Below are 17,935 nucleotides of genomic sequence, written 5' to 3'. Positions count from 1 at the left end.
TACTTTTTATGATGTAGCTATACCTAACTTTAAGTTAGAAGTTAGCATTAAGTAATTTTTAAGGATGATTCGTTAAGGAGGTGTAGTGATGCAAAAAAAGTAAATCTCCCAATTTCTGGGGAGCGATTAAAAGGCATACTTACGCTTCCGGAAAAAGCATTGGGACTTATCTTGTTTTCTCATGGCAGCGGTAGTGGTCGCTTGTCACCTCGTAATCAATTTGTGGCAAGTGTGTTACAGCAAAGTGCTTTTGCAACATTATTAGTTGATCTTTTAACCGAAGAAGAAGATCAAATATATAAGAATAGATTTGATATTGAAAAACTAACAGAGCGTTTGATTGGTATAGTTGATTGGCTTACTATTAATTCTAGTACACAACACTTGCCAATTGGTCTATTTGGTTCTAGCACAGGTGCAGCTGCAGCTTTAAAATGTGCTATTAGGCAAGAGAAACAAATTAAAGCTATTGTCTCGCGTGGTGGTCGACCAGACCTGGCTATGCCAGAGCTTACTCGGGTTAAAGCACCAACACTATTAATAGTCGGGGGAAACGATACGGAGGTTATAATGTTAAATAATCAAGCTTATCTAGCTTTAAATTGTACCAAAAGTTTGGAAATTGTTCCTGGAGCAACTCACTTATTTGAAGAGCCAGGCACCTTGGAGAAAATGACTAGCCTTACAACTGGATGGTTTATGCGTTTTTTATCTTCTTAATTTAGAGTTTGTAATAAAGGAGAAGTGATATGAAAAAACCAACTTTGCTTTTAGTCACTAACACTATTAAAGCAAAAGCCTATGATGTAAATGGGTTTAAATACTTACATATTGAGGATTTAGAACATCCTCAGAGTAGGCTAAAAGCACAACAGTTAACTAGCGATAGTCCTGGTAATTATCATTCCAGAAAATTTATTCCAGCATCTGACCCTCATAAGCAAGAGCATATGCATTTTGCAAAAGTGGTGGCAGAGTTTATTAAAGAAGTTGTGGATAAAAAGCATTACAAGCAGGTGATTTTATGTGCGGAACCTTATTTTTATGGTCTATTAAGACAATTTTCTACTCCCATATTAAAATCTTTGGTGGTAAAAGTAATCGAAAAAGATTATATCCCGTTGCCAGAGCATAAATTAAATGAAACTATCGAGGCTATAATTCATGAGCCTTTTTAAAGATCGTACTGATGCTGGTCAACGTTTAGCTGAGAAGCTAACAACTTATAAAGGTAAAGAAAATGTTTTAGTTTTGGCATTACCACGTGGTGGTGTGCCAGTTGCTTTTGAAATTGCTAATACATTACAAACTCCAATGACAGTTTTCCTTGTAAGGAAGCTTGGAGTTCCGGGTCATGAGGAATTTGCTATGGGAGCTATCTCTGAAGAGAATATCTGTACCCTTGATCATAGTTTAATCCAGCAGTTAAATATCCCTAAGGAGCAAATCCACAGGGTATTACAAAAAGAAAAACAAGAATTAGAACGGCGTTTATATAAGTATCGACAAAATAAAAAGTTACCACCCTTAAAAGATAAGGTTATTATCTTAGTTGATGATGGTATAGCTACAGGCAACACACTTAAGGCAGCTATTCAAGCTTTAAAAACTTTAAAGCCAAAAAAAATAGTTCTTGCTGCACCTGTAGCAAGTTCTGACAGCATCCAAAAACTTTCATTATTAGTAGATGAAATTGTTTGCTTAGCAACTCCTGAACCTTTTTATGGTGTAGGGCAGTGGTATCATAATTTTCAACAAACAACAGATGAAGAAGTGTTACGATTACTTCAAAATTCACCAAAAAAATTAGCTGGAGGAAAGTTATGAGTACACAATCTAAAGTTATTTCCGACAAACTTATTAAGCTACTAAATGAAGAAATTATTGCTTTTGATATAAAAGAACAACCCTCTTATCAAGATCTTGCTAAGCTGATTGGAGATGCCCGTATTGTGCTTATGGGTGAAGCTACTCATGGGACATCAGAATTTTATCAAACGCGTATGGAATTAAGCAAATATCTTATCCGAGAAAAAGGATTTAAAGCAATAGCAATTGAAGGAGATTGGACTAGTGTATACCCTCTTCATTGTTATTGTAAAAGCTTAAGTAAGTTAAATAAAGCACAAGAGGCATTAAAGGCTTTTGATCGTTTTCCGAAATGGATGTGGTGTAACACTGATATGTTAAAATTTATTGAGCAACTTAGGCAATTTAATGATAACTATGAAAATAAAGAAGATAAAGTTGGTATCTATGGCTTAGATTTATATTGTTTAAATGAAGCTACACGAGCAATTATTAATTATTTACAACAGTACGATCCAGAGGCTGCAGAGATGGCAGCTAAACGTTATGCTTGTTTTGGCCAGGTACAGATGGATCCTCAATTTTATGGTTATGCAGTTGAAAAACATTTGAGAAAAGCTTGTTTAGATGAAGTTACTATTCAGCTATTGGAAACTTATCGTAGTGCTTACCAAAACTTAAACATAGATACTACTCTTGACTTTAAGGAGCAGCAATTCTATATGACACAAAATGCTCGAGTTGTTAAAAATGCAGAATATTATTATAGAACTATGTTTGAGTCTCAAGCTAGTACTTGGAATATTCGCGACCAACATATGGCAGATACTTTGCAAAACATTATATCGCATATAGAAACATTAACTAGTAAGCCTGCCAAAATAATTGTGTGGGCACATAATTCACATATAGGCGACGCCCGGGCAACAGAAATGTCTGAGCATGGAGAGATAAATTTAGGTCAGCTAGTCAGAGAGCGTTTTAATACAAATAGTTTTTTATTAGGTTTCTCTACTGCTACTGGTATGGTTACAGCAGCTAGTGGATGGGGAGCAAAAGCAGAGGCTAAAACTATTAATTCTCCCCTAAAAGGTAGCTACGAATGGTTTTTCCATCAACTTGATGAAAAAAAATTTTTGTTAAACTTACGTGAAGAAACTCACCTAACACATTTGCTTAAATTGCCTTTGTTACAGCGAGCGATAGGGGTTATTTACAGTCCTGAAACAGAGCGTATGAGTCATTATTACTTCTCACGCTTACCCTACCAGTTTGATGCTTTGATCCATCTTGATCATACAGAAGGAGTCACGCCACTTGATAGTTAATTTATATGGCAAAAGTATATACGTCTAGAAAGTTTGGTAATATAGTACAGAAAAGATTAGAAAGGTCATTGTATTACAGATTACTTTTTTTCTTGTTTATGAAAATTAAAGCCAAATATCTATAACGTTTTACTTGACACCATATTATATCTATATATAATAACCATTCACATGGTTTAGGAGAGGTGGCCGAGAGGCTGAAGGCGCTCCCCTGCTAAGGGAGTATAGGCTTTAAACCCTATCACGGGTTCGAATCCCGTCCTCTCCGCCATTTCGATTTCATATCGGGTGCTTAGCTCAGCTGGGAGAGCATCGCCCTTACAAGGCGAGGGTCGGGGGTTCGAACCCCTCAGCACCCACCATAAACAATGGTGATAAAAAATTATTCTTTAAAAGTACATTTAAATCTTGATTTTTAATACGATCATATTGACAATTGACTAGTTAAACTTACGCTTTATTTTAGTTTCATTACACATAAGGCATGAGGATAATAATGTATGAATAAAAAAATTTTAAGTTTAACTGTTTTGACTGGAATAACCCTGTTAGTGGGGTGCACAGAGTGTGTAAATAGAAATAACGATACTCTGGGGCAAATTAATTCTGACATAAATGATTGGCCGGGCGATCCATTAATTTGGTTAATCGGCTCAAGTCTAATAGATGGAACGGATGTCAATTATGAAGTTACTGGTGACATAAACACTTGCTCAATACAAAATGCAGATACTGGAATTATTGGAAGTAGTGGCGTTGTAAGCATTAGCGGTGGTACAAGTCAGTATGTATATGTTTATAATTGTGCAGCTGGATCACATTCTATAACTGTATCATTCTCATATAATGGGATGTCAGTGGCAGAGAATTTCACTATTGTGCAGAGTTTAAGTAGTAAAGGCTATTAATTAAATAGACTCGTTCACTAATAAACTACATTTGTAACTCTCTTTCAACTAATTGTAAACTTTCAGACTACAAAGCTAGCGATATTAAATTTAAAGAAAAGGTTGTATGCGGGTTGAATTTTATACCACCTAATTTATTAAGTTTAAAAAAATTTTTCTGAGTTGCAAATGAATTTTTTCATAAACAAATATGTTTGCCTAAAAAACCGTAAAAAACTTTAAAAATTTTAGAAAAAGCTCTTGCGTTGAGAGAGGGAGGTGTGTATTATATGTCTTCACTGGCTGACGGGTGATGTTAGCGGTAGAGAGGGTTTAGGCCTGGAAGATATTTAAGAGATATATTATATACAAACACTTTGTTGATAAATTTGAGTTTAGTAATTGAGTCAAGAAATAGATTAAACTGAAGAGTTTGATCCTGGCTCAGATTGAACGCTGGTGGTATGCTTAACACATGCAAGTCGAACGGTAGCAGGTCTTCGGATGCTGACGAGTGGCGGACGGGTGAGTAACGCGTAGGAATTTACCCATTTGAGGGGGATACCAGTTGGAAACGACTGTTAATACCGCATAATATCTGAGGATTAAAGGTGGCAACTTGTTGCTGTCGCGAATGGATGAGCCTGCGTTGGATTAGCTAGTTGGTAGGGTAAGGGCCTACCAAGGCGACGATCCATAGCTGATTTGAGAGGATGATCAGCCACATTGGGACTGAGACACGGCCCAAACTCCTACGGGAGGCAGCAGTGGGGAATATTGGACAATGGAGGAAACTCTGATCCAGCAATACCATGTGTGTGAAGAAGGCCTTAGGGTTGTAAAGCACTTTAGTTAGGGAGGAAGGTCTGTTAGTTAATAGCTAATGGAATTGACGTTACCTGAAGAATAAGCACCGGCTAACTCCGTGCCAGCAGCCGCGGTAATACGGGGGGTGCAAGCGTTAATCGGAATTACTGGGCGTAAAGGGTCTGTAGGTGGTTTGATAAGTCAGATGTGAAAGCCCAGGGCTCAACCTTGGAACTGCATTTGATACTGTCAAACTAGAGTATGGTAGAGGAATGGGGAATTTCTGGTGTAGCGGTGAAATGCGTAGAGATCAGAAGGAACACCGATGGCGAAGGCAACATTCTGGACTAATACTGACACTGAGGGACGAAAGCGTGGGGATCAAACAGGATTAGATACCCTGGTAGTCCACGCTGTAAACGATGAGTACTAGCTGTTAGGTTCGGTGTAAAGGGCCTAGTGGCGTAGCTAACGCGATAAGTACTCCGCCTGGGGACTACGGCCGCAAGGCTAAAACTCAAAGGAATTGACGGGGACCCGCACAAGCGGTGGAGCATGTGGTTTAATTCGATGCAACGCGAAGAACCTTACCTGGTCTTGACATCCACAGAACTTTTCAGAGATGAATTGGTGCCTTCGGGAACTGTGTGACAGGTGCTGCACGGCTGTCGTCAGCTCGTGTTGTGAAATGTTGGGTTAAGTCCCGCAACGAGCGCAACCCCTATTGATAGTTACCATCATTAAGTTGGGTACTCTATTGAGACTGCCGCTGACAAGGCGGAGGAAGGTGGGGACGACGTCAAGTCATCATGGCCCTTACGACCAGGGCTACACACGTGCTACAATGGGTATTACAGAGGGCTGCCAAACCGCGAGGTGGAGCGAAACTCAGAAAGGTACTCTTAGTCCGGATTGTTCTCTGCAACTCGAGAGCATGAAGTCGGAATCGCTAGTAATCGCGAATCAGAATGTCGCGGTGAATACGTTCCCGGGTCTTGTACACACCGCCCGTCACACCATGGGAGTGGGTTGCTCCAGAAGTAGATAGCTTAACGAATGGGCGTTTACCACGGAGTGATTCATGACTAGGGTGAAGTCGTAACAAGGTAGCCGTAGGGGAACCTGCGGCTGGATCACCTCCTTAAAGGAAATACGAAAAGAATAATAAGAATAGAGCTTAATTGCTAATTCAGATAAATTGATAGAGTGTTTGTAGATAATAGATTTTAGTGTAAATAAGATACGGGTCTGTAGCTCAGTTGGTTAGAGCGCACCCCTGATAAGGGTGAGGTCGGTAGTTCAAGTCTACTCAGACCCACCATTTTTTTGGGGCCATAGCTCAGCTGGGAGAGCACCTGCTTTGCACGCAGGGGGTCAGCGGTTCGATCCCGCTTGGCTCCACCATTATTTTATTTGCATGAAGATAGAGATATTTAACAATTTAGTATAGAGATAGACTTAAGAAAATAAGTGCAAGCGGTGGATGCCTTGGCATTCAGAGGCGAAGAAGGACGTGTTAGTCTGCGATAAGTCTGGGGTAGCTGACAAATAAGCATTGATCCCGGAATTTCCGAATGGGGGAACCCAACTAGAGTAGTCTAGTTACTTTATCTGATATAAGATAGAGAGCGAACGAGGGGAACTGAAACATCTAAGTACCCTTAGGAAGAGAAATCAATTGAGATTCCCATAGTAGTGGCGAGCGAAGTGGGAAGAGCCTGGTATGATATAGTCTTAATTATAGTAGAACAAGTTGGGAAGCTTGACGATAGAGGGTGATAGTCCCGTATACGAAATGATTAAGATGGAACTAAGCATACGAACAAGTAGGGCGAGGCACGAGAAACCTTGTTTGAACATGGGGGGACCATCCTCCAAGGCTAAATACTCCTGAATGACCGATAGTGAACTAGTACCGTGAGGGAAAGGTGAAAAGAACCCTTATAAAGGGAGTGAAATAGAATCTGAAACCGCTTGCATACAAGCAGTAGGAGCATGATTTAGTCATGTGACTGCGTACCTTTTGTATAATGGGTCAGCGAGTTACTTTTAGTGGCGAGGATAACTGAATAAGGGATCCGTAGCGAAAGCGAGTTTTAATAGAGCGCCTAGTCGCTAGGAGTAGACCCGAAACCGGCGCGATCTATCCATGGCCAGGTTGAAGGTTAGGTAATACTAACTGGAGGACCGAACCCGGTACTGTTGCAAAAGTATGGGATGAGCTGTGGATCGGAGTGAAAGGCTAATCAAGCACGGAGATAGCTGGTTCTCCCCGAAAACTATTTAGGTAGTGCCTCGTGAATTGACTGATTGGGGTAAAGCACTGTTTCGACTAGGGGGCTTTTACGAGCTTACCGACTCGATGCAAACTCAGAATACGATCAAGTTTTATCACGGGAGACACACGGCGGGTGCTAAGGTCCGTCGTGGAAAGGGAAACAGCCCAGACCGCCAACTAAGGTCCCTAAGTCATAGCTAAGTGGGAAACGAAGTGGGAAGGCCCAGACAGCCAGGAGGTTGGCTTAGAAGCAGCCATCCTTTAAAGAAAGCGTAATAGCTCACTGGTCGAGTCGGCCTGCACGTAAGATTTAACGGGGCTAAGCTATGCACCGAAGTTGCGGAATATATTTAATATATTGGTAGGGGAGCGTTCTGTAAGCCGATGAAGGTGAATTGAGAAGTTTGCTGGAGGTATCAGAAGTGCGAATGCTGACATGAGTAACGTAAAATAAGTGAGATTCTTATTGGCCGAAAACCCAAGGATTCCTACGCAATGTTAATCAACGTAGGGTAAGCCGGCCCCTAAGGCGTAGCTGAAGAGTGAAGTCGATGGGAAACAGGTTAATATTCCTGTGCTGCTTATATGAACGAAGGAGGGACGGAGAAGGCTAGGTAGGCTTGGCGCATGGTTGTCCAAGTGAAAGTAGGTAGGTAGAGGTGCTAGGCAAATCCGGCATCTTGATAATCTGAGATACGAGACGAAGCCGAATTTATTTGGCGAAGCTACTAATGCCCTGCTTCCAGGAAAAGCTTCTAAGTATATTGTATAAGTAACCGTACTGTAAACCGACACTGGTGGGTAGGTAGAGAATACTAAGGCTATGAGAGAACTCTGGTGAAGGAACTAGGCAAAATGACACCGTAACTTTGGAAGAAGGTGTGCCCTTAATGGTGAAGTACTTGCTACGTAAGCTGTTGAGGGTTGCAAATACCAGGTGGCTGCGACTGTTTATCAAAAACACAGCACTCTGCGAACTCGAGAGAGGAAGTATAGGGTGTGACGCCTGCCCGGTGCTGGAAGGTTAATTGAAGGGGTTAGCTTAGGCGAAGCTCTGGATCGAAGCCCCAGTAAACGGCGGCCGTAACTATAACGGTCCTAAGGTAGCGAAATTCCTTGTCGGGTAAGTTCCGACCTGCACGAATGGCGTAACGATGGCCACACTGTCTCCACCAGAGACTCAGTGAAATTGAAATCGCTGTGAAGATGCAGCGTACCCGCGGTTAGACGGAAAGACCCCGTGAACCTTTACTATAGCTTTGCACTGGACTTTGATCATTTATGTGTAGGATAGGTGGGAGACTAAGAAGCATGGTCGCTAGATCATGTGGAGTCGACCTTGAAATACCACCCTTGAATTATTGAAGTTCTAACTCAGCCGGAAGGCGAGGACAGTGTATGGTGGGTAGTTTGACTGGGGCGGTCTCCTCCTAAAGAGTAACGGAGGAGTACGAAGGTGCACTCGGTATGGTCGGAAATCATACCAAGAGTATAAAGGCAAAAGTGCGCTTGACTGCGAGAGTGACGGCTCGAGCAGGTACGAAAGTAGGTCTTAGTGATCCGGTGGTTCTGTATGGAAAGGCCATCGCTCAACGGATAAAAGGTACTCCGGGGATAACAGGCTGATTCCTCCCAAGAGTTCATATCGACGGAGGAGTTTGGCACCTCGATGTCGGCTCATCACATCCTGGGGCTGAAGCAGGTCCCAAGGGTATGGCTGTTCGCCATTTAAAGTGGTACGCGAGCTGGGTTCAGAACGTCGTGAGACAGTTCGGTCCCTATCTGCCGTGGGCGTTAGAGATTTGAGAAGAGTTGCTCCTAGTACGAGAGGACCGGAGTGAACGAACCACTGGTGTTCCGGTTGTTTCGCCAGAAGCATTGCCGGGTAGCTACGTTCGGACGGGATAACCGCTGAAAGCATCTAAGCGGGAAGCCTCCTTCAAGATTAGATCTCTCTAGCTATAAGCTAGTAAGGAACGTTGGAGACTACGACGTTGATAGGCTGGGTGTGTAAGTGCAGTAATGTATGTAGCTTACCAGTACTAATGATCCGAGAGACTTAAGTCTATTTCTATGCTGAATTGTTAAATATCTTTATATACCAAAACTCAAGTTTTGGCGATGATAGCTTGTAGGAACCACCTGATCCCTTTCCGAACTCAGAAGTGAAACTACAACACGCCGATGATAGTCTGGCAGTTGCCCAGGTGAAAGTAGGTAGTCGCCATCTTTTTTAAACCCCAAAAAAACAAATCTAAAGCCTCGTACTAAAATACGGGGCTTTTTTGTTTATAAAAAAATCTAATATACTCTTGTATCTAATATTCTCTAGTTGAATAGAGAATTAGTTTTTTGCTGAAATTATTTTGGAATAGGTAAATAATTAGTTATAAAATGGTTTGTAACATGTGTAAATGAGGATATGATGAAATTTACAAAATACCTACTATTAGTATTATCGATTAGCTTATCTTTAGCTGGATGTGATAATAACGATACTATAGATAAAGTTGATTCTCTAAAATTATATGATGAAGTAACTCGGTTAAAGACTGAGTTTAATGAACAAAATGGTCATAAGTTTGAGTTACCAGATAATGTAAAAAGTTGTGTCAATCAGATTGTAAAGGAGTCAAACGTATATGATTATATGAGCAGTAAAGATGCTTTGAGTTATACGAAAAAATCGCAGTATGCAAAAGATTCAGAAGATACAATTAATGAAATAAATAAACTCTTGGAAAAATTTAAAGATATTGGATTTATTAACGCTATAAAAAAATCTGGTAAGATTCCTGGATTAATGTTTGATATTGATAACACGATTCAACTTTCCTCGTTTGAGGATGATTACTTTAGTAAAGGTAAAATAGTAACGCCAGCTATTGTTGATTTTATAAAAAAACAATGTTTTAAAGATGGGATAGCTTGTTATTTTATAACAGCTAGATACTGTAATAATAAGGCAGCTACAGCTACAGCTGAATGGTTAAAGAGTAATTTGGATCTTACAAGTAATCAGCTTGAAAAATTTGTCTTTTTTTCTGGTTCAATAGATAATAGTTTATGTGCTTCTAAACCTAATCAGAAAGTTGCATATAAAGATTCTTTCAGACAGGCATTATCTGAGCAAAAAAATGTATATTGGTTGATGTCTGTAGGTGATCAGATGACAGATTGGTACGGTTCACATAGTGGATTAAAAGTTAGATTTCCTAATCAAATGTTTCATAGTGAAATAGTTCCTAATAATTATAACAAAGAAAATGATTGTGATGTGAGAACAGTTATAGAGCCTAATCAGCAATGTTATAACCAGCTAAAAGAAGGTATATTAGAGCATTCAACAATTAATTATTGCAAAGAATTTAATAAAAATAAATATTTTGCAGGGAGAAGTTCTACACCTTGAAGCTTCCTGATTTGGATATAAATATATGAGTGAGATAGTATCAAAAAATTTAATATTCGTATTTATGTGTAGTATTTATTGATACGTAGTATTTCGCTTTATATTAATACGTAGCCTACAGGGTTATCAGGACATTCATGTAAGCCACATTGAAAGAATGTAGAAGCTATATTAGCGAAAATTATTATTGCAAATAATATAAAAGCTACATGGGTGAAAATTCTAATTTTTTTGTTTTTAGCTTCAGCAGTTTCTTGAGGAGGCTTGCGAATTTCGTATTGTTGTGGGTACGATAAAATAATAGCAATGTAAATAATAGCAATCATAGAAATTACAAAAACCCAGCTGTACATATGCATACCTAATATTTTTGAGCCAAACCCTACGGGATCGGTAATATGTAGAGCTACTTGTCTAAGTGCAACAAAGGCAGTAAATACTGATGCTAATAATGATAAAGCATAATGGCTTGGACGAACATGATAGTGCATATTTAATAAAAAACCAAAGCCAATACCTAATAAACCAAGTCTCTGTAATAAGCATAAAGGGCAAGGGATTTCATTCATAACAAATTGAAAGAAAAAAGCCATAAGAATTATGATAGTTATACCTGTAATTTCTATCGCACTTAAAGTTTTAATTAAATCGTTAAGGGTTATCTTCATCATAGCTTGTTCCTTATAGATATATGGATAAGTGATCAGTTGCATGATGTAAGAATGTCACCCCTGCAACGATAAGGAAAATGCTAAATACTATTACTCCCCACCTACGGTTAAACCAAGCTATAACTGCAGAGGTAAATAAAAATATAAAACTAATTAAAATACCAGGCATAACAATTTCTCCTAATTTACGTAATAAACAGAAAAGATCATAGCATTTAAATTTTTTTAATACAATTTGCTGGAGTCAATTAGTTGATTTTAGTAACTAAAAAGTATACTTCATACCGCTATCTAGTATCATGATGAGGATATTATACGATCTATCTAAGGGCAAAGTTTTTAGAAGTTGGTTGGCTATAAGATAGTTTGCACCACTGCTGTGTCCAGCATATATTCCTTGCTCTTTAGCTAGATCATTACAAGAATTAAAAGCTTGGACATCATCAAATTGTATTACTTCATCAATATAAGATAAATCCATAGATTGGCAAAAAACCGGATTGCCCGGACCTTCGACTTTATAGCTATGTATATTTTCTTGGATAGGCTTTCCATAATTGAAGATATCATAATAGACAGAACCTTTAGGATCTGGCATTATTACTTTAGCGTCTGGAAAATGTTCTTTAATCTTTTTAGCACATCCAGTAATAGTGCCACCAGAACCTCCGACAGTGATAAAATAATCTAGTGATAAATTATTCTTAGTGAAAAAATCTACAATTTCTTGTCCTGTAGTTTCATAATGACAAAGTGTATTTAACTTATTATCATATTGATTAATTAAAATACCGTCAATCTCTGTGGCTATTTTTTTAGCTCTATTAACGTAAAACTCTGGATCTTTGTAGTCAGAAGTATTTTTGCAAACCGTTAGTTTAGCCCCTAATTTTTCGATCATAACCCTTTTTGTAGGGCCAGTTTTTTCTGGACAAGTTATATAAACTGGATGATTATATAGTTTTCCTAAAGCTGCTAAAGATGTTCCCATGTTTCCTGAACTTGCTTCTACGATAGCTTGGTTAGGTTTAAGTTGTTTACTGTTGGTTAACTCTTGTACTATATATTTAGCTACACGATCTTTTATACTACCTGTAGGGTTTAACCATTCACATTTCGCAAAAAAATGGTGTTTGTCATTAGGCGCTTTAAGTTTAATGATAGGAGTATTACCTATTAAAGATAACATTTTAATTAAATATTTTTTTGGGTTAAGCAATTGTAACAAAATTTGTGCTATATTGGAGAATTATCTAAAATATTTTGTTTAAATTTGTTTCATCAATTGAATATCCATAGTTCTAAGCTGTATACATACCTATTTTATTTCCAAAGTCATGATTTAATTCAGAACACGCAAAGCTATGGGTAGTGATTAACACGTTAGAGATTAAAATTAAGGCAGTAATTAGTTTTTTCATTTTTACTTTCCCCAGCAAAAGGTAGTCAACTAAGAACCTATCCAACATCTATAACTAATAACTAAATTTCTTTAAAATAACGTTTTTAAAGATATCAGCAGTTATTATTACATTTTAGCATTAGCAGAATTATTTTGGCAGAGATTTACAAGACACTGCCAAAATAATTGATACCAGACTATTAATGTATCGTATATTGATATACAATATAAATATACGGAAGTTAATAGTGATGCAATGATAAAAAACTTTGCAAGCCAAACAGCAGAAGATACATACAATGGTATATCAAGTAAACATGCTAGAAAAGTACCAAACACTATATACAAAGTAGCTATAAGAAAACTGGATATGCTAAATGCTGCTAAAGTAATTGAGGATTTGAGAATTCCTCCAAACAATAGGCTAGAGCAGTTAAAAGGAAATTTGAAAGAGTATCACCCAATAAGGATTAATGATCAGTATCGTGTGATATTCAAGTGGCAAGATAATGAAGCATATGATGTTGATATAGTTGACTATCATAAGTAATTTTAAAAAAAGAGGTAAGTTATGTTTATACCAGCAAATAGACAACCAACACATCCAGGAGAGGTGTTGTTACATGAGTTTATAGAACCATTAGGTATTACTCAAAAAAAGCTAGCAGAACACTTAGGCTGGACCTATGCTAGATTAAATGAGATTGTTAATGGTAAAAGAGGAGTAACTGCAGACAGTGCTTTATCTCTGAGTGAAACATTTGGAGTTACCCCAGATTTTTGGTTAAACCTTCAAATAGCTTATGATCTATATTCTGCTAAACGAACACATAAACATGTAAAGCCACTTGATGTAGCCTAGGAGATGAGTATGTCAACTATAACTAAAGACTATCTAAATAATGTTACAGAGTATTTATTAGCGAGCCTTTCCCCTTAACTGTGTAAATTCACTTACATGAATCTCTGAATTATATGCTCAAACTCGATAGCAAAATAAGGGTTAATAGTAAAAAAGTGTGGTGAAAAAGGGTCAGCACGTTAACGCTGGACAGATGACTGTTTGGGATCAGTTTTATGCTATAGTAACATAACTGTATCTGAAAAATACTGATTATAGAAAAATTACCGCCAAATATCAAGCTTGCGACAGAACCAGCCATTGCCCTGGATAAAATGTTCAGAAATGATGATTATTAAAAGCAAAAGGAGTATACTTTCAAAAAAAAAGCTACAAAACATATAATGTTAAAATTCGACAGCATAGGAACTATACATAAAGCATTTAAATTGAATCTCAGTGGGAATCTAAAAAAATATTACTATAATAGCAAAGATCATTACTTTGATTATTTTGAAACATTTGAAAATATAGGATTTGAACTATTATGGAATAGTGATTGTACTAACTTTAAGGGCTTCAAAAAAGATTATACGAGAACTTATTTTATTAATACAGAGCTACCTGATGGTATAAGCGAATACTTTAACCAAATCGATTCTAAAGCACTAGAAAAAGCGCTTTCTCTGTGGGGTCAATGGTTGCCTCGTATTGGTGGATTGACAGACCAAACAAACGTACCTCCTAATATCATTATGGATATGCCTAACAGAGGATTTATTCTAAAATCAGCTAAAGATTATGAATTATCATACTTTGATGTAGAGAATAAATTGCTAACATATTCAACTTTACAACGCTACGAACTCTTAAGATTTGATGATAAAGAATCTCTATTAGGTGTTTGCTATTTAGTGAAAAAATTCTATTTTATTGGAGGTGATAACATTCAAAATCATTATCATAGTAGTTATATAGCTAATAAAGACGGATGGGCTTTAAAAAAAGCCATCTACTATTGTAACACTAGATTTAAGCCCCTTCTTGAATCTTTTTTATATACTAATTTTAGTATGATGAATCGTAAATGGGACCATTACAAATTTCCATCATCAAATGTATTAATTGGTAATGGAAAAGATGTTAGCGATAAAACGCTTAATCGAATTCATACTTTAATTAAAGTCGATTTTCCAGTCTTTGACCTTGAAAATATACAAAAAATTAAGATTATCAAAGTCTCTGAGCTTGATAGTAATAAAATTTACAAGAATTCAATAAACAATATAAATTATATAGGTCATCTAGGTTTAATGAACAAGAGAAATTAGGGGTTCTATTCAGGAAGGTACGGAATTTCTGCGACCATAGCTGTAAGTTGTGAGATTCACAGACATGGTTTCAACTTTCTCATAATACAATTTTTTCTATGATCAGTATTCTAAATATCTTTTTAAAACTTACAATCTTTTGCGTAAGATGAGTAATATAAGTGAGAAACTAGTAATTTTATAGTGGGTAGTAAATTTTCAAAATTTACAGCCTTTCTATTATCAGTAACATCATTTATTATTTTGTTCACTGAATTTAGTTTTTATATTAAAACTTTTTACATGATTGATAGAACCCTCAACACCAATACTATTATGGCTTGGATTTATTAAATCTACGTATTTAATCAAATCGTCAATAGTTAGAGCAGTATTTCTAGTTATAATTTGCCGTACTAACAGCTCTTGTTCTAGAGTTAATTGGAAAGCAAGTGAATTTTCATTACGCCATGGTGATAGACGACGAACATCCATTTTTTTTAGAGAAGCATCTATACGCCAGGAAAGTTTATGAGCTAATTCAATATGTTGCACAGCTAATTCATTTTTGGTGTCACAAACTTTTATAATTAGATCCGCTCCAGATAAACATTTTCTTTGTTGACGTTCTTGTCGGTTTTTATATTTAAGAACTACAACACTTCCTTCTAAGTCACGAACTAATTTAGAAATGATATAGCCCCATCCTTTTAACCCTAAAAATGTCTCTTCAGGTTTGTTTTGTAAAGGATAATTTTTAAATGAGTAATATAGAGTTTCAGGGTCACTCCTTGAGTTAAAGCTATTAGGCTCATAGAATATCTTTTCATAATGATTTAAGCTTATTGGTTCAACAATGCCGTTAATTACGATACGTGATATACAAATTGAATCAACCTTTAGTAATTCAATTTGTCTAAAGAGAGCATACTTTGCTATACCATTAAATCTAAGACCAAGTTTAGCCATTAACGGTCCCACGAATGCATTGTGAATATTAAATACATAAGAGTCTCTACCAGGCCTTTTGGTTAGACTAAAACCAAAATAGGAGTTCTTTACCTTGTTACCGTTATAGTCTATAGGAATCTTTCGTTCGTTGGGAAAGTTGTATTTTTGGATCAGACTTTTAAATCTAGGGCTTAATAAATTTACATTTTCATCCTCAAAATAGATATAGAATCGCCCTGGCGTATTTGATCTAAGGGCCTGAAACTCCTCGCCTATTTTTTCATATAAGGTATCATATAGATAAAAATCTTTTGAATTTTCCAATTTCTTTTTTGATAACAATAAATACATTTTTAAACCTTATTTCTTGGTATGATAAACCTAGCTTAATGAAACTTAAGCCACATTAATGTTAAGCATTGGTAGCGTATTTTGGTTCTGTCGCAAATATTTATAATGGTTACAATTTTTCTAAGGTTAGTATTCTTTAGATACAACTATGCTGCTAAGAACCTATCCAATATCTCCCATTCTATCAAATAATATAGAAATAAAAGCTAAATTCACAAACTGTTTGCTAGTGTTTAAAGATTTTTCGCAATTCTTTCACAGCCGTCTACATTTATCAAGCCAAGCAAAAGATCTCTCAACAACCCATTTTTTAGGAATAACTACAAACTTATGAAGCTCATTACGTTTAGCTATTTCAACTTTAGCATCAATGGTATCTTTGACACTATTGGCAAAATTTTCACCAGTATACCCTCCATCTGCTAAAACATTTAAAACCTTTGATAAATTATATGCATTATTCTTATTCTTCATACGTTCTTTTAAAGAAATTTAGTGATTAGTTATAGATGTTGGATAGGTTCAAAAGTGTTTTACTTACCAATACAAAAGCTTGAGAAAATTTCTCCTAATAAATCATCAGAACTAAATTTACCAGTTATAGAGTTTAAATACTCTTGAACGATGAGTAATTCTTCAGCGATAAGCTCACCATTACCTAAAGATAATTGTTCTTTTGCTAAATTGATATGTTGAAAAGCTTTATCAATCGCTGTCATATGTCTTTCTCTAGCTGTATAAATGCTTTCGTTTTGATTTATAAACCCGACTTTCTTAAGGATACACTCTTTTAATTCATTAATCCCAATGTTTTTTTCAGCAGATATATATATATGATTTTCAGAATTTTTGGGAATTGTATCTAGTAAATCTATTTTATTATGCACGTAGGTTATATTTATGTTTTGTGGAATTTGATTATAGAATTCTGGGATAATTTCTTTTATATCATTAAAATTAACTCTATTGTTTATATAATCATCAGTGACAAAAAGTATTTGATCAGCTTCTTGAATTTTTTTTATAGCTCTTTTAATACCTTCACTTTCTATAATATCGTCACTACTTCTAAGCCCCGCAGTATCTATTATATGCATTGGCACACCATTTATTTGGATATGCTCTTTTACAATGTCTCTTGTAGTGCCAGCTATAGAGGTTACAATAGCAGTTTCCTTTCCAGCAAGAGCATTCAAAAGACTTGATTTACCAGCATTTGGTTTGCCAACTAAAATTATAGTTATACCTTCAGAGAGTATAACACCTTGTTTACAGCTATTCTTAACAGCTAAAATAGCGTTATAGATTTGTTCTAAACTATTATATATTTTTTGGTCTTCTAAAAAGTTTATTTCTTCTTCTGGGAAATCTATAGATGCTTCAACATACATTCTTAGGTAGATTAGTTTCTCTAGAAGGCTATTTATTTCTTTAGAAAATTCTCCTTGTAGAGATTTGGCAGCAGATTTGGCAGCTAATTCTGATGAGGCATTAATTATGTCAGCTACTGCTTCAGCTTGGGCTAAATCAAGTTTGTTATTTAAAAAAGCCCTTTCTGTAAATTCACCAGCTTTAGCCATTCTTGCTCCATGATGAATAGCTGCTTTGATAATTAAATTAAGAATAAATGGGTTTCCATGTGCTTGAATTTCAACAACATCTTCTCCTGTATATGAGAAAGGGGAGTTAAAAAATATTGCAATACCATTATCTATTCTTTCATTTTGGTGATAAAGATTGCAAAAAGTAGCATAACGAGGAGTAAGTTTTTTACGAGTAATCCTCTGGGAGATGTTTAGAGCATCTGCTCCAGAGATTCTTATAATTCCTATCCCGCCTGTACCTTGTGGAGTTGCTATTGCAACAATAGTATCTTTTGTTGACATGG

General features: G+C 36.4%; 14 protein-coding genes, 4 tRNA genes, 3 rRNA genes and 1 pseudogene. 16 read left to right on the top strand and 6 right to left on the bottom strand.

Annotated features, from left to right (window positions below):
* The first annotated feature begins 201 nt into the window (after positions 1 to 201).
* The 13 genes from FRA_RS06295 (at position 202) to FRA_RS06235 (ending at position 10,521) form a co-directional block, all read left to right on the top strand.
* A complete protein-coding gene (locus tag FRA_RS06295; RefSeq protein WP_321174112.1) occupies positions 202 to 720 on the top strand; it encodes a dienelactone hydrolase family protein in 519 nt (172 codons plus the stop codon).
* A 29-nt stretch (positions 721 to 749) separates the two neighbouring features.
* On the top strand, positions 750 to 1,178 hold the full coding sequence (locus tag FRA_RS06290; RefSeq protein ID WP_035720012.1) for a host attachment protein: 429 nt from the start codon (positions 750 to 752) through the stop codon (positions 1,176 to 1,178).
* On the top strand, positions 1,165 to 1,827 hold the full coding sequence (locus FRA_RS06285; protein WP_035720011.1) for a phosphoribosyltransferase: 663 nt from the start codon (positions 1,165 to 1,167) through the stop codon (positions 1,825 to 1,827). The genes FRA_RS06290 and FRA_RS06285 overlap by 14 nt, the downstream gene beginning before the upstream one ends.
* Positions 1,824 to 3,137 (top strand): erythromycin esterase family protein, encoded by a 1,314-nt coding sequence (locus tag FRA_RS06280; RefSeq protein ID WP_035720009.1) that lies wholly within the window; start codon positions 1,824 to 1,826, stop codon positions 3,135 to 3,137. The genes FRA_RS06285 and FRA_RS06280 overlap by 4 nt, the downstream gene beginning before the upstream one ends.
* A 179-nt stretch (positions 3,138 to 3,316) precedes the next feature.
* A tRNA-Ser gene (locus FRA_RS06275) sits at positions 3,317 to 3,408 on the top strand.
* 15 nt (positions 3,409 to 3,423) lie between these two features.
* Positions 3,424 to 3,499 (top strand) — tRNA-Val (locus FRA_RS06270).
* Between the two features lie 138 nt (positions 3,500 to 3,637).
* A complete protein-coding gene (locus FRA_RS06265) occupies positions 3,638 to 4,045 on the top strand; it encodes a hypothetical protein (protein WP_035719968.1) in 408 nt (135 codons plus the stop codon).
* 400 nt (positions 4,046 to 4,445) lie between these two features.
* Positions 4,446 to 5,975, top strand: a 16S ribosomal RNA gene (locus tag FRA_RS06260).
* 100 nt (positions 5,976 to 6,075) lie between these two features.
* Positions 6,076 to 6,152 (top strand) — tRNA-Ile (locus FRA_RS06255).
* Between the two features lie 7 nt (positions 6,153 to 6,159).
* Positions 6,160 to 6,235, top strand: a tRNA-Ala gene (locus FRA_RS06250).
* 52 nt (positions 6,236 to 6,287) lie between these two features.
* A 23S ribosomal RNA gene (locus FRA_RS06245) occupies positions 6,288 to 9,176 on the top strand.
* Positions 9,177 to 9,223: 47 nt separating this feature from the next.
* Positions 9,224 to 9,339, top strand: a 5S ribosomal RNA gene (rrf, locus tag FRA_RS06240).
* The 16S, 23S and 5S rRNA genes sit together here with 2 tRNA genes alongside, the layout of an rRNA operon.
* A 192-nt stretch (positions 9,340 to 9,531) precedes the next feature.
* Positions 9,532 to 10,521, top strand: coding sequence for an HAD family acid phosphatase (locus FRA_RS06235; protein WP_035719966.1), 990 nt, complete (start codon positions 9,532 to 9,534; stop codon positions 10,519 to 10,521).
* Positions 10,522 to 10,619: 98 nt separating this feature from the next.
* On the opposite strand, the gene FRA_RS06230 is transcribed toward FRA_RS06235, so the two are convergent.
* The 3 genes from FRA_RS06230 to FRA_RS06220 all read right to left on the bottom strand — a co-directional run bounded on the left by FRA_RS06230 (position 10,620) and on the right by FRA_RS06220 (position 12,381).
* A complete protein-coding gene (locus FRA_RS06230; RefSeq protein ID WP_035720005.1) occupies positions 10,620 to 11,192 on the bottom strand; it encodes a disulfide bond formation protein B in 573 nt (190 codons plus the stop codon).
* A gap of 10 nt (positions 11,193 to 11,202) precedes the next feature.
* Entirely contained in the window at positions 11,203 to 11,361 is a 159-nt protein-coding gene (locus tag FRA_RS06225; protein WP_172106985.1) for a DUF5993 family protein, read from the bottom strand.
* A 96-nt stretch (positions 11,362 to 11,457) separates the two neighbouring features.
* Positions 11,458 to 12,381 carry a PLP-dependent cysteine synthase family protein gene (locus tag FRA_RS06220; protein WP_035719964.1) on the bottom strand — a complete coding sequence of 308 codons (924 nt, stop codon included), beginning with the start codon at positions 12,379 to 12,381 and terminating at the stop codon, positions 11,458 to 11,460.
* 469 nt (positions 12,382 to 12,850) lie between these two features.
* Between FRA_RS06220 and FRA_RS06215 the strand changes: the two genes are divergently transcribed.
* The 3 genes from FRA_RS06215 to FRA_RS06205 all read left to right on the top strand — a co-directional run bounded on the left by FRA_RS06215 (position 12,851) and on the right by FRA_RS06205 (position 14,766).
* Positions 12,851 to 13,144: a type II toxin-antitoxin system RelE/ParE family toxin gene (locus FRA_RS06215; protein WP_035719959.1), complete on the top strand. Its 294-nt coding sequence runs from the start codon at positions 12,851 to 12,853 to the stop codon at positions 13,142 to 13,144.
* A 21-nt stretch (positions 13,145 to 13,165) separates the two neighbouring features.
* On the top strand, positions 13,166 to 13,456 hold the full coding sequence (locus FRA_RS06210) for a HigA family addiction module antitoxin (RefSeq protein ID WP_035719955.1): 291 nt from the start codon (positions 13,166 to 13,168) through the stop codon (positions 13,454 to 13,456).
* A 383-nt stretch (positions 13,457 to 13,839) separates the two neighbouring features.
* On the top strand, positions 13,840 to 14,766 hold the full coding sequence (locus FRA_RS06205; RefSeq protein ID WP_035719954.1) for a hypothetical protein: 927 nt from the start codon (positions 13,840 to 13,842) through the stop codon (positions 14,764 to 14,766).
* A 231-nt stretch (positions 14,767 to 14,997) separates the two neighbouring features.
* Here FRA_RS06205 and FRA_RS06200 read toward each other — a convergent pair whose 3' ends face one another.
* The 3 genes and pseudogenes from FRA_RS06200 to mnmE form a co-directional block, all read right to left on the bottom strand.
* On the bottom strand, positions 14,998 to 16,047 hold the full coding sequence (locus tag FRA_RS06200) for a hypothetical protein (RefSeq protein WP_035719953.1): 1,050 nt from the start codon (positions 16,045 to 16,047) through the stop codon (positions 14,998 to 15,000).
* 162 nt (positions 16,048 to 16,209) lie between these two features.
* A pseudogene (locus FRA_RS06195) lies at positions 16,210 to 16,494 on the bottom strand (transposase); the annotation flags it as partial.
* Positions 16,495 to 16,580: 86 nt separating this feature from the next.
* Positions 16,581 to 17,933 (bottom strand): tRNA uridine-5-carboxymethylaminomethyl(34) synthesis GTPase MnmE, encoded by a 1,353-nt coding sequence (mnmE, locus tag FRA_RS06190; RefSeq protein ID WP_035719950.1) that lies wholly within the window; start codon positions 17,931 to 17,933, stop codon positions 16,581 to 16,583.
* Between the last annotated feature and the right edge of the window lie 2 nt (positions 17,934 to 17,935).

The sequence above is a fragment of the Allofrancisella heilbronnii genome, assembly GCF_000710735.2.
Classification (GTDB): Bacteria; Pseudomonadota; Gammaproteobacteria; order Francisellales; family Francisellaceae; genus Francisella; species Francisella frigidaquae.
Note: the sequence above shows the minus strand (reverse complement) of the source record. Positions and strands in the feature narration are given on the sequence as shown.

Excerpts from the sequence above, each read along its gene's own strand:
- FRA_RS06225 (WP_172106985.1), bottom strand. The coding sequence starts at position 11,361 with ATGCCTGGTATTTTAATTAGTTTTATATTTTTATTTACCTCTGCAGTT.
- FRA_RS06200 (WP_035719953.1), bottom strand. The coding sequence starts at position 16,047 with ATGTATTTATTGTTATCAAAAAAGAAATTGGAAAATTCAAAAGATTTT.
- FRA_RS06235 (WP_035719966.1), top strand. The coding sequence starts at position 9,532 with ATGATGAAATTTACAAAATACCTACTATTAGTATTATCGATTAGCTTA.
- FRA_RS06220 (WP_035719964.1), bottom strand. The coding sequence starts at position 12,381 with ATGTTATCTTTAATAGGTAATACTCCTATCATTAAACTTAAAGCGCCT.
- FRA_RS06280 (WP_035720009.1), top strand. The coding sequence starts at position 1,824 with ATGAGTACACAATCTAAAGTTATTTCCGACAAACTTATTAAGCTACTA.
- FRA_RS06210 (WP_035719955.1), top strand. The coding sequence starts at position 13,166 with ATGTTTATACCAGCAAATAGACAACCAACACATCCAGGAGAGGTGTTG.
- FRA_RS06285 (WP_035720011.1), top strand. The coding sequence starts at position 1,165 with ATGAGCCTTTTTAAAGATCGTACTGATGCTGGTCAACGTTTAGCTGAG.
- FRA_RS06230 (WP_035720005.1), bottom strand. The coding sequence starts at position 11,192 with ATGATGAAGATAACCCTTAACGATTTAATTAAAACTTTAAGTGCGATA.
- FRA_RS06290 (WP_035720012.1), top strand. The coding sequence starts at position 750 with ATGAAAAAACCAACTTTGCTTTTAGTCACTAACACTATTAAAGCAAAA.
- mnmE (WP_035719950.1), bottom strand. The coding sequence starts at position 17,933 with ATGTCAACAAAAGATACTATTGTTGCAATAGCAACTCCACAAGGTACA.
- FRA_RS06265 (WP_035719968.1), top strand. The coding sequence starts at position 3,638 with ATGAATAAAAAAATTTTAAGTTTAACTGTTTTGACTGGAATAACCCTG.
- FRA_RS06205 (WP_035719954.1), top strand. The coding sequence starts at position 13,840 with ATGTTAAAATTCGACAGCATAGGAACTATACATAAAGCATTTAAATTG.
- FRA_RS06215 (WP_035719959.1), top strand. The coding sequence starts at position 12,851 with ATGATAAAAAACTTTGCAAGCCAAACAGCAGAAGATACATACAATGGT.